We start from the raw sequence: 9,424 nt of genomic DNA on the forward strand, positions 1-9,424 counted from the left end.
CAGGCGCCCACCGTCGAAAGCAGCGGTGATCTTCTTGCGGCCAACGGCTGGAAACGGGAAGGTGGCAGGTGTATCGTCCGGCATGGCGAGTGTGGCACAGGGCAATTGGTGGCAGGGATTAGTCTCAACAACCAAATCCTACGCTGCTTCAAGTGCTTAAGCTACACTCGCCAGCCTTCATCAACCTTCCCATGCATAAGAACGGCTAGGCTGTCTGGATCGACCCGCAACTGGACACAAGAGGTGAGTCTTTTTCTGCCTGTGCACTTCGTATCGGGAATTGCTCAGGCAAGGAAACGCCCTAGCGGAAGGGTCCTTGCTCGACCTCTGGCTCAGGGCGTGAATGTCCTTGGCTGAGGATCGGGTTCGGAGCCTCAGCCAGGGCTACTGCGGCTCAAGGGAACTGAACCAGGATCAGCTCCCATTCGAAACTGCATTCCAGAACATCCCGTTCGGCGAAAAAGCGAAGGGTACTGCTCTCCAAAGTGTCGCCCGTGAAAGAGCGGTGTTGCCCAGATAGATTCGACAAGCAGCTCGCGCGACAATTTCAAGCGGGTACCAGATCGACGCGAGTATCATCTGGGTCCTCGTTGCGGATCAATCCTTGAGCCGCGTCACGAATGTTGCCGATCCGATCGCACCAAACCTGTCATTGAGCACAGCTCGTGCTCTGACTCCTTCCTGATAAGCATCACGATTTCGCCTCATTCAAAGAGTTTTTCCGAAGTAATAGCTCAGGGAACCATAGCTATATCGACTCGATTACCCTTCTTATGATAAGGGAGTTGTTCGATAAAACGCGGTCACTTCGACATCTGCCATAGCCTGTTCGTTACGGCGCAACGGCCATCCTTGTAATAGTGGCATTCTCTCTCAGACAAATCTTCTCTAATGTGCTGAGAGATTTTCCATTTCTTCTGTTCTTTCCCACTCTTATCCTATCGGCTGTTCTCTTCAACCGGGGGAGTGGCCTCGTTGCGACGGTGCTGAGCGCCGCCCTCTCAGCCTATTTCCTTCTCGAGCCGATCGGCAACTTCGCGATCAGAGACCCGGGTCAGGTTCTCGGCTGGTGCCTGTTCATGGTGATCGGGATCGCCATTACCCTCATCATTGAGGCTCAGCATGCTGCCTACCGCCAACTCAAGGAAGCCCATGCAGAACTGAAGCGGGCGCATGAAGCTGCGAAGGCCTCCGAGGCTGACAAGGCCGAGCTCCTGGTCGAGTCCAATCACCGGATCATGAACAATCTGCACACAGTGGTTTCGCTGCTTCACCTCCAGGCCCGCAGCACCAAGGAACCTACTCGCGAGGATTTCATGACCGCCGCAGAGCGCGTGAGCGTCATGGCCAAAGTGCAGCGGCGTCTGGTGCGGTTGGAGGGAGCCGTATTGGCGGACAGCCGCCCGTTCATCGAGGAACTCTGTTGCGACCTGGAGGCAGCCTTGATCGGCCTTCGCCCCATTCGCCTTGATGTCGAAGCCGAAAGCCATTCCATTCCACTCAATCAGGCGGTTTCTGTCGGGCTCATCATCAACGAACTTCTGGTCAACGCGCTCAAATATGCCTTTCCCGGTGATCGTAGCGGACACGTCAGGGTGACGGTCACGCGCACCGACCAAGAATACTGCCTTGCCGTCAGCGATAATGGCGTGGGTCTGCCCGCTACTCAGGGGAGCACCCCTTCCGCGACATCGACGGGTCTGGGTCAGCGCCTGATCCGTTCATTCGTGATGCAGCTGAACGGGCGGCATGAGATCGAGCCGCTCTCGCATGGAACAGGCCGATCCGAACCTGGGCTGCCTTGCCAAGGCGTCCTTTTTGCAAAATTCTGTCTGTCACCAGCCATGGTATCTCCGGGCTTCACTGCGCCTGAGGATGTAAAGGCATGGTTAACAGCTGATTAAAGCCCGGCTTGGACGAGAAGATGAGCCAGCCTTCTCTAGAAGTTAGCTTGGCTTTTCCGATTGGACCAGCCTGTTCCTGCCTTTGCTGCCAAGCTATTATTGAGGCTTCACTTGGTGGGCGCGATTGCCGCACAGGGGAACCCCCGAGGAATGAACATGGTGCCGCGGCCGTTGCCGAAGCAGTTTGCTGTGTACCTGTGCCTTGTCTCAATGAGTGATGTTCCCAGCCCGCAAGCCTGAGTGCCGTCCAGAGCCGGATCGATGGCATAGCCGATCAGGCTGGAGTGGAAGGGGCTGCGCGCCTGAACGTGAACGACACGCTGACAGCCTTGCCGTGGCCCTTTCGACGCCGCTTGGTGCTCACCCTCCAGAGCCTGCAGGCCTTCTCGTCCGATCCCGAGGTCCAGCGGGCCGCCGAGTTCTTTCAGCTGAAGGCTGCAAGAGTGTGGGCTGCCATGCCGTTCCAGGGCCATTCGGCTGAGACGGCCTCGCGAACCACCGTATTGGTTGAGCACCGGTCCGGGCGTCCAACGGCGACCCAAGCCAAGAAGCTCTGATCGGATTTCAGAGGAGACCCTCTGACGCCGGGTTCAGCTGGAGTAGTCCGCGAGGATGGCAGGGCTCAGAACCGGGAACCAGCGCCGACGGCTCGGGTTACGGGAGAGATGGCCAGCTCTTGGCGGCTGGTCTGGTCATCCGCCCCTCCAGAGCAGGAGGAACAAGTGTGTACTCGTCTGGGAGCATGGAGCCTCGCCCTCAGCCTCACTCTTGGCGTGATGGGCTGTGCGCCTGGGGATGTGCCCAGCCTGAGAGAACGGGCCCAGCAGGCCTGGAGCGAGGTGCTCCACGAATATCAACAACGGGCCGATCAGGTGCCCCCATTAGTCGAGGCAGTGCGGAAGAAGGCCCCGACCGAACGCGAGGTGCTCGACGAGGTCATGGCCGCCCACGACGAGGTCGTGGCCATCCGCAACGCCGACGGCTTCCTGGCCGAGCCGGAGCGCTTCCGGCACTACGAGCAGGCCCACAGCGCCTCTCGGATGCCCTGGAGAGGCTGTACACGACGATCAAGCGCTATCCGGAGCTTACCGGCGACACGGCCCTGCAGAACCGCCTGCACGAATTCCAGCGCCAGGAAGACCAGCTGGTGGTGGCACGCAGCGATCTCATCGGCGCCGTGCGGGCCCATAACGAGGAACTGGGCAGGTTCCCAGGCGGCTGGATCGCCGCGATCATCGATGCGAAAGCAAAGCCGCTCACCACGTTTGCCCAAGCCGAGATCGAGCAGCCGCCAACCCCGGCGAAGCCGTAGCTCGGCACGACCATACTCTGAAGTTCGCAAATCCCTACCGGTGCAGAACCAGGCCTGCAGGGGCCCATTGCTGCGCGCAGGAAGCCCCATAGCGAAATCCTGAATCGGCCGGTAGTCCTCCTGGTGGAGGACGAACCGCTGGTCCGCCTGACGCAGGTCGACATTCTGCGCGAGGACGATCGCCAGGGCCGAGGCCCATTCAGCGAGTGAAAGCCGGGCTCCTGATAATCTGGCCGCCCCTGCATGAGCAGATCGTACTCCACTGGCGTGCGACCTGACACCCCGGGGCATCGCCGTTGCCGGATTGCTGATGTCGGATCAGTACCGCGTCAGCACGGTTTTCCTTTAGACGTTGGGATTGCCCCACCAGGGAGCCCCCAATAACGCCGAGTGGTCGCTTAGCCAGGCGAGGAAACGTGTTACCATCTTGGTCCGTGGCTCGGATACAGAAGGACTGCCGGTGCGCTGCTTCTTTCACCTCGTCAACGGTCGAGAAATGATTCTGGACGACACGGGTGTCGACGTTGTCGATTTTGAGATGGCTGCGACGCAGGCACGAAACGCCATTGACGAACTGCGGTACGCCAATGGCGGCAGCCGTGACGATTGGAGCGGATGGCGCCTTGAGATCGTCGGTGTGGAGGGCCGCCTCCTTCACTCCCTGGATCTTGAACCGGCTCTGCATTGACCAGAGCCCTTGTCTGGGGACCGTGTTGCAAATCCTCGTTTGACAGCAGGGATGACAGCCATTCGTCATCGGGACTGTCGACCGCGTTCGCGGCAAAGAAAAAGCGCCCTTGAGAGGGCGCTTTGAGGGTCACCGGCCGTATGGGGGCATATTAAGCCGGCGATGCTTGTTAATGGGCTTGCGCCGCTTTGGTTCCCCGCCGAAGGGGCATGGACTTTGACGGCCGTCTGCCTGTCTGGGTCGACGGCATGAGCGGTCAATGTCACTTGCCTCATGGGAACGCCGTTGGACGGAGCGGGATTATTCTCTGGTCAAACTGTGGAGGCTATGATGATCGACGTCAGAATTCCCGCAGCCGCGTTGTTGTTGGCAGGCCTTACTCTCTCCGTTGCCGCAGCCGAGAGCACCCTATCCGAGGACACGCTCTCCGATACATCCTGACAGCATCACCTCTGGTCGCAGAAGTTCGACACCGTCTCCGATCCAGAAGCAACGGGATCCATCGCTTCCCAATCCATCTCAGGCACGAACATGAGCCGCCCCGACTGCGTTCCGGCCGGATTGCAGTTCAGCAATCCTCCTCTTCCAGGTTGGCGCATCGGGTCTTGTTCATAGATCGTGAGGCTGGGCGCACGTAGAGATGAGGCGGTCTTCGCAATCCTTCTCATTCGGGGCATTCTCAATCCAGAAAGGAGGCAGCCCCACGCATGTCTTCGGAGCCTTCGAGTTGGACATCACACCGGGAACTCCCGACAACCCAGCCTCGATCAGGGTTGCCCTTCTGCGCTATACCAGGGGCGAGGATGGCCGCCTGTTCATCACTCCGGACTGTGATTCGCTCGAGGAACTGGAAGGGCAGATCAATTCTCTTCAAGATGAGCTGGACGAAATCCGGGAACGAGCCCGACGAGCCTTCCAGGCGACCTAGAGCCCACCTCATTTCCTCCGCTCTCTTGGCCCGGCCGTGCTCAATCGTGTCATCCAACCTGGGAGGATTTGATTGCGGTCTCACCCTCAGCGTTCGGCTCGCTTGCAGTGACCTGGACAGGCCCGACACGCCGTGCTCAGCACGCAAGCAAGCCGGAACGGCCGCTCCAGCATGACGTTCCCCTCGGGAGGAGAGGATCATGCCAACGCAGTTACCAAACGAGAGACAACTTCGCGAACCAGGCTCCATGGAACTCGACCCTTCGGGTGAGGGCATCGCCATTGAGGAGACCCGGCGTCTGATTGCCTCCAGCAAGGTCGAGGGCACGCCGGTGTTCAACCAGTCCGGCGAGCAACTCGGGAGCGTGTACAACTTCATGGTCGACAAGATCTCCGGTCAGGTCGCCTATGTGGTGATGAGCTTCGGCGGCTTTCTGGGGATCGGCGAGAGCTACCATCCGCTGCCCTGGCGGGCTTTGACCTATGACCCGCGACTGGGCGGCTATGTGGTCGACATTGACAGGGACCGGCTGGTTGATGCACCGCAGTACAGCGCCGGGGAGGATCCGTTTACGGATAACGAGTACGGCGCCAGGATCGATGCCTACTACAAGACCACCCCGACTGCTTGATCGATGCAGCAATCCTGCTCTGCTATGGGCTGAGGCATTGTCGGCGTGACCAGGATCTGTGGTGGCATGGTCGGAGGCATGCCACCCGGCTCGCCCGGAGGCGGAATGCCGCCAGGCGGGGTTGGCGGAAGAATGGGGGCTTGTGAGGCAGCCAACCGCCGTTCGTCCTGAAACGATCCGCCTTCCACCGGGCAACTATCAAACCGCTCCGCACTTCTTCACGCTCCCGTTGCGTGCCGCTCCTGCGTCATGCTGTCAAGCCTGGATGCCTTGTGCGGCTACGAACCTTCGGACAGGCTGAATCCGCGACAGTCCGCAGAAGACCGGATGACAGGAGCATCATGATTCACAACAGCCGTTTCCAGGAAGCCGTTCAAGCTCGCGGCGAGGGCGGCAGCTTTGAAGCCGCCGCGCGAGAACATCTCAAGTCGCTTGCGGATGCCGGTGAGACGGCGGAGCAGATCGTAAGCCAACTCTCGGAGGTGGCGGCTTCCTATGCAAGTGGCGGTCTCCAGGACGAAGCCAACACCCTGCGTGAGATCGTGCGCCAGTATCAGTCGCAGTGGGCAAAGGTTGGAGTTCGTCCCGCCTGACGCTGAACGCCCTCCCATCTCCAATCTGGCTCAAGGGGGCATCAGACCTGGTGTTATCCATTGGGACGCCCTGCTCGCAGTCTACCGATGGAGGATATCCACGGTGCAGAGGGTTATGCCACCTCGCTGTTTACTCTTTTTCCCGCTCCCGGTTGCTCTCGCTATCCCGCTCCGCAGGTGGGGGCGTTCTGGCCCAGATCTCGGAAGCCAAATCGAGCATCACCGCGACCGCATCCCGGACAGCCTCGCTGTTCGCGCTGACACGTGCACTTTCCAGGATCAACCCCAGACGTCGCCGCTCCGGCCATGGCAGGGCCGCCAGGGCGTTGTCACGTTAAATGCCGCCAAGCGCGCTGAGGCTGATTTGTCTACCGGACAGGCTCAAGCAGCAATTTTGGCCACAGCTTTCCATACCGCCATGGCGCTGAGGCGGTGCAGATGGGTGGCAGGGGCGGAGCGGCTGGAGCGAGGTGGAACGAAAAGATTGCGGACGGCCGAGAACACGCTGACGAACCGCTGCAGGTACCTGGGCGCTCGAAAGCCTTGCATCGCCCGCTCGCGTCGCCGGAACGGCAGATGCGAATTCTCCGCCCGATTGTTAAGCCCCTTGTGCGAGCGGTGTTCGACGTCCGGCATGACCTGACGCCGGGCGGCCGCGTAGGAGCCGAGCTTGTCGGTGATCATCCGTCGTGGAGGGCAGCCCTGCTTCCGCAACAGACGCTTCAGCAAGCGCTTGGCGGCCTCGGTGTCGCGTCGGCTCTGGACAATCTCATCGAGCACGTATCCGTCCTGGTCAACCGCCCGCCAAAGCCAGTGCTTCTTGCCAGAAATCGTGACCACGACCTCATCGAGGTGCCAGATGTCGCGGCGGCTCGGCGCCTTGCGCCTGAGGCGGCGGGTGTACGCGGGTCCGAACTTCAGCGCCCACCGGCGGACCGTCTCATAGGAGACGGCGATACCGCGCTCGAGCAGCATCTCCTCGACCAGCCGCAGACTGAGAGGAAACCGGAAGTACAACCACACCGCATAGGCGATGATCTCGGGTGGAAAGCGATGGCGCTTGTAGCTGACAGGCTTGCTCATGCCGGACCATCTACACCGCTCGATCTCGTGCCCAGGTTAACGTGACAACGCCCGCTGAAGGCAAGGGGCCCGACACCTCTGTCCGCGACGTGATGACGGAGGACGTCAAGTACTGCTACGAGGACGATGAGACCGAGGATGTCGCCCGCAACATGGCCGACATCCAGGTCCGCCGCCTGCCGGTGCTCACCCGCGACAAGCGGCTGGTCGGTATCATCTCGCTCGGCGACATGGCGGTGTCGGATGGCTCCGGCCGAGTCGGCGAGGCTGTGGCGGGCATCTCGCAGCCGGGCGGCCAGCACAGCCAGACCGGCTGATCGCGCACGTGAGTTGGTACGCGGGGAGGGGCCGTCACAGAGCCCCTCCCCGGTGATCTGATGACACCCGAGGGACGGGCGGGCTTAGGACAAGGCCGTCGGGCGTCTCGTTTTTAACGCAACCGTCCGGCCCGGGAGGCGCTCAATGATCTGGGCCCGCAGGATCATCGCTCCGGGCGAGTGGAATGAGGTCCAGGATCAGTTCGAAAGCCTGTTCGTGAAGCTCGGGTGCCCGGGCCAGAAGATGATGCTGGTGGCCACCTCCGGCTGTGGCCCAACCATCCTGTCCGCCAGCCTCCCGAACACGGTTCTTCTGACCGCATTAGCAGGCTTCGAGAAGACCGGTGACGGCGAGCTCCCGGCCGAAGCCTCGCTGCTTGTCGGCCATCCCTATGCTTTCGAGAAACGCCTCAGGTATCCCAAACGGCCGTCCATGTGACAAGCCCAGGCGGCAAGGTCTTGGACAGGTCAAGGTGACGGCTGCGTGAGCGTGCCACAGGCTTGCTGGTTGATGTCGCAGAGATCACACAACATCTTTTATTTATGGCTGGCTCCAAGTTCAGGCCACCCAACCCCATTGTTCTTGGCGATGTGGTCCGAGAGCATCTGGGACAGCAGTTGCGTGGCGTCTATTCCGACCTCATCATCTCCGATCTGCCTCCGGATCTCGTCAGGCTGATCGGACGCCTGGAGAGTTCCATCCGGATCCCTGAGGATCGGCATGATCCAGGCTTCGTCCAGGACCTCCTGAACTCCATCCGTCATCTGCGCGCCTTTGCGATCGCGCTCACCCATGACGCGAACCGTGCGGAAGACCTGGTGCAGAGCACGCTGCTGAAGGCCTGTGACCGGCGCAACCGGTTCGAGCCGGTCACAGGCCTTCAGGCCTGGCTGTTCACGATCCTGAAGAACGACTTTCACACCGAGCACCGGAAACGGCAGCGGGAGGTCGAGGATGTCGAAGGCGCCTATGCCGCCCGTCTGACCACGCTGCCGGAGCAGTTGGATGAGCTGGAGTTGCAGGATCTGTCGGAGGCTTTGTCCAAGCTGCCGGCGTGGCAGCGCGAGGTCCTGCTGCTGGTGGGCGCGGAGGGCCTGAGCTACGAGGAAATCGCTGCCCGTCAGCACGTGACGGTGGGCACCATCAAGAGCCGGGTCAACCGGGCCCGCCACCATCTCGCGGATATCCTTGGCCTCGGACCGGAAGACGCCATCGGCACGCGGTTCACGCATCATTAGCGCCGGCGAGAATGCACGAGGGCAGAGACAAGCAGTTCCGAGGCAGTGCTGACGATCTCAGCCCCTGGCCATGCAGCGGAGGAGTCTGCCATGCGATCAAATATTCGACGAGACCTCCGCGTCGGCAGACGGACACGAACACTTTTCACGTCAGGCCTGCTGATCCTGTCTCCGGCCTGTGGGTTTGCTCAACCGCAACCACCGGCCCCGGAGCGGCAGGCCTGTGCGGCCGGCGAGGCCCGGGGGATCGTCGGGCAACCCTACTCGCCCGAGCTGGCCGAAAAAGCCCGGCGGACCGCCGGTGCCCGCGAGGCCCGCAAGATCGAGCCGGGGGGTGCCTACACGACGGACCTCGATTCCGATCGGCTGGACATCGAGGTGGACCGCGCCGGGATCGTGACGGGCCTCCGCTGCGGATGACGTTCCATCCGCAGCGGTTTGCCGCGGTGGTCCGGGCCATCGGAATGGCCATTCCTGCCGGCCGGGGGAGAACAGAGGGAGTTTGTCGGGCCAGGCAAGCCCGTGCTTCTGGTGCCTCCCGAGTGGCCCAACCTCCATTCCAGACGGATTAATGTCGGAATATAATTGGTTCTGATGATCGAGTGCTTTGGCTCCGACATCATCCAGTCCGAGTTGTGTTGCCTTTCCGGCGGACCCATCACCCGCCGAGGATCGCACGTTGAACGAGGAGGAACGCACAATGGCCCGCAATCCGATGACCCCCTTCCG

General features: G+C 61.2%; 12 protein-coding genes and 2 pseudogenes. 12 read left to right on the forward strand and 2 right to left on the reverse strand.

From position 1 onward, the window contains the following. Nucleotides 1–848 precede the first annotated feature (848 nt). The 3 genes and pseudogenes from FS320_RS50360 to FS320_RS51005 all read left to right on the forward strand — a co-directional run. The gene (locus FS320_RS50360) at nt 849–1,904 is read left to right on the forward strand and encodes a sensor histidine kinase (protein WP_338105578.1); all 1,056 of its coding nucleotides are present in this window, start codon (nt 849–851) and stop codon (nt 1,902–1,904) included. A 284-nt stretch (nt 1,905–2,188) separates the two neighbouring features. Further along, nucleotides 2,189–2,461, forward strand: a complete 273-nt coding sequence (locus FS320_RS32145) for a hypothetical protein (protein WP_152716503.1) — start codon at nt 2,189–2,191, stop codon at nt 2,459–2,461. A gap of 219 nt (nt 2,462–2,680) precedes the next feature. Next, nucleotides 2,681–2,839 (forward strand): annotated as a pseudogene (locus tag FS320_RS51005) (LemA family protein); the annotation flags it as partial. Here the strand turns inward: FS320_RS51005 and FS320_RS50365 are convergent. Then, entirely contained in the window at nt 2,786–2,932 is a 147-nt protein-coding gene (locus tag FS320_RS50365) for a hypothetical protein (protein WP_338105580.1), read from the reverse strand. The pseudogene FS320_RS51005 and the gene FS320_RS50365 sit on opposite strands and share 54 nt — an antisense overlap. A 38-nt stretch (nt 2,933–2,970) precedes the next feature. On the opposite strand from FS320_RS50365, the gene FS320_RS50370 reads away from it, so the two are divergent. The 5 genes from FS320_RS50370 to FS320_RS32170 all read left to right on the forward strand — a co-directional run bounded on the left by FS320_RS50370 (nt 2,971) and on the right by FS320_RS32170 (nt 6,056). Then, complete coding sequence (locus FS320_RS50370) at nt 2,971–3,216, forward strand: LemA family protein (RefSeq protein ID WP_338105579.1); 246 nt, start codon at nt 2,971–2,973, stop codon at nt 3,214–3,216. Between the two features lie 460 nt (nt 3,217–3,676). Then, nucleotides 3,677–3,904: a DUF6894 family protein gene (locus tag FS320_RS32155; protein ID WP_162003389.1), complete on the forward strand. Its 228-nt coding sequence runs from the start codon at nt 3,677–3,679 to the stop codon at nt 3,902–3,904. A 727-nt stretch (nt 3,905–4,631) separates the two neighbouring features. Next, on the forward strand, nt 4,632–4,832 hold the full coding sequence (locus FS320_RS32160) for a hypothetical protein (protein WP_152716505.1): 201 nt from the start codon (nt 4,632–4,634) through the stop codon (nt 4,830–4,832). A 199-nt stretch (nt 4,833–5,031) separates the two neighbouring features. Beyond that, nucleotides 5,032–5,463, forward strand: coding sequence for a PRC-barrel domain-containing protein (locus FS320_RS32165; protein ID WP_152716506.1), 432 nt, complete (start codon nt 5,032–5,034; stop codon nt 5,461–5,463). 341 nt (nt 5,464–5,804) lie between these two features. Then, the gene (locus FS320_RS32170) at nt 5,805–6,056 is read left to right on the forward strand and encodes a hypothetical protein (protein ID WP_152716507.1); all 252 of its coding nucleotides are present in this window, start codon (nt 5,805–5,807) and stop codon (nt 6,054–6,056) included. A 381-nt stretch (nt 6,057–6,437) separates the two neighbouring features. Here the strand turns inward: FS320_RS32170 and FS320_RS32180 are convergent, their stop codons facing one another. After that, nucleotides 6,438–7,139 (reverse strand): IS6 family transposase, encoded by a 702-nt coding sequence (locus FS320_RS32180; protein ID WP_152716508.1) that lies wholly within the window; start codon nt 7,137–7,139, stop codon nt 6,438–6,440. 53 nt (nt 7,140–7,192) lie between these two features. Here FS320_RS32180 and FS320_RS32185 point away from each other — a divergent pair. The 4 genes and pseudogenes from FS320_RS32185 to FS320_RS32200 all read left to right on the forward strand — a co-directional run. Beyond that, nucleotides 7,193–7,456, forward strand: a pseudogene (locus FS320_RS32185) (CBS domain-containing protein); the annotation flags it as partial. A gap of 145 nt (nt 7,457–7,601) precedes the next feature. Next, complete coding sequence (locus tag FS320_RS32190) at nt 7,602–7,895, forward strand: hypothetical protein (protein ID WP_152716509.1); 294 nt, start codon at nt 7,602–7,604, stop codon at nt 7,893–7,895. Nucleotides 7,896–7,999: 104 nt separating this feature from the next. Continuing rightward, the gene (locus FS320_RS32195) at nt 8,000–8,695 is read left to right on the forward strand and encodes a sigma-70 family RNA polymerase sigma factor (RefSeq protein WP_152716510.1); all 696 of its coding nucleotides are present in this window, start codon (nt 8,000–8,002) and stop codon (nt 8,693–8,695) included. Nucleotides 8,696–8,785: 90 nt separating this feature from the next. Continuing rightward, nucleotides 8,786–9,115 (forward strand): I78 family peptidase inhibitor, encoded by a 330-nt coding sequence (locus FS320_RS32200; RefSeq protein ID WP_152716511.1) that lies wholly within the window; start codon nt 8,786–8,788, stop codon nt 9,113–9,115. Nucleotides 9,116–9,424 lie beyond the last annotated feature (309 nt).

Origin of the sequence: Microvirga tunisiensis (assembly GCF_009296175.1) — a bacterium.
In the GTDB taxonomy this organism is placed as follows: domain Bacteria; phylum Pseudomonadota; class Alphaproteobacteria; order Rhizobiales; family Beijerinckiaceae; genus Microvirga; species Microvirga tunisiensis.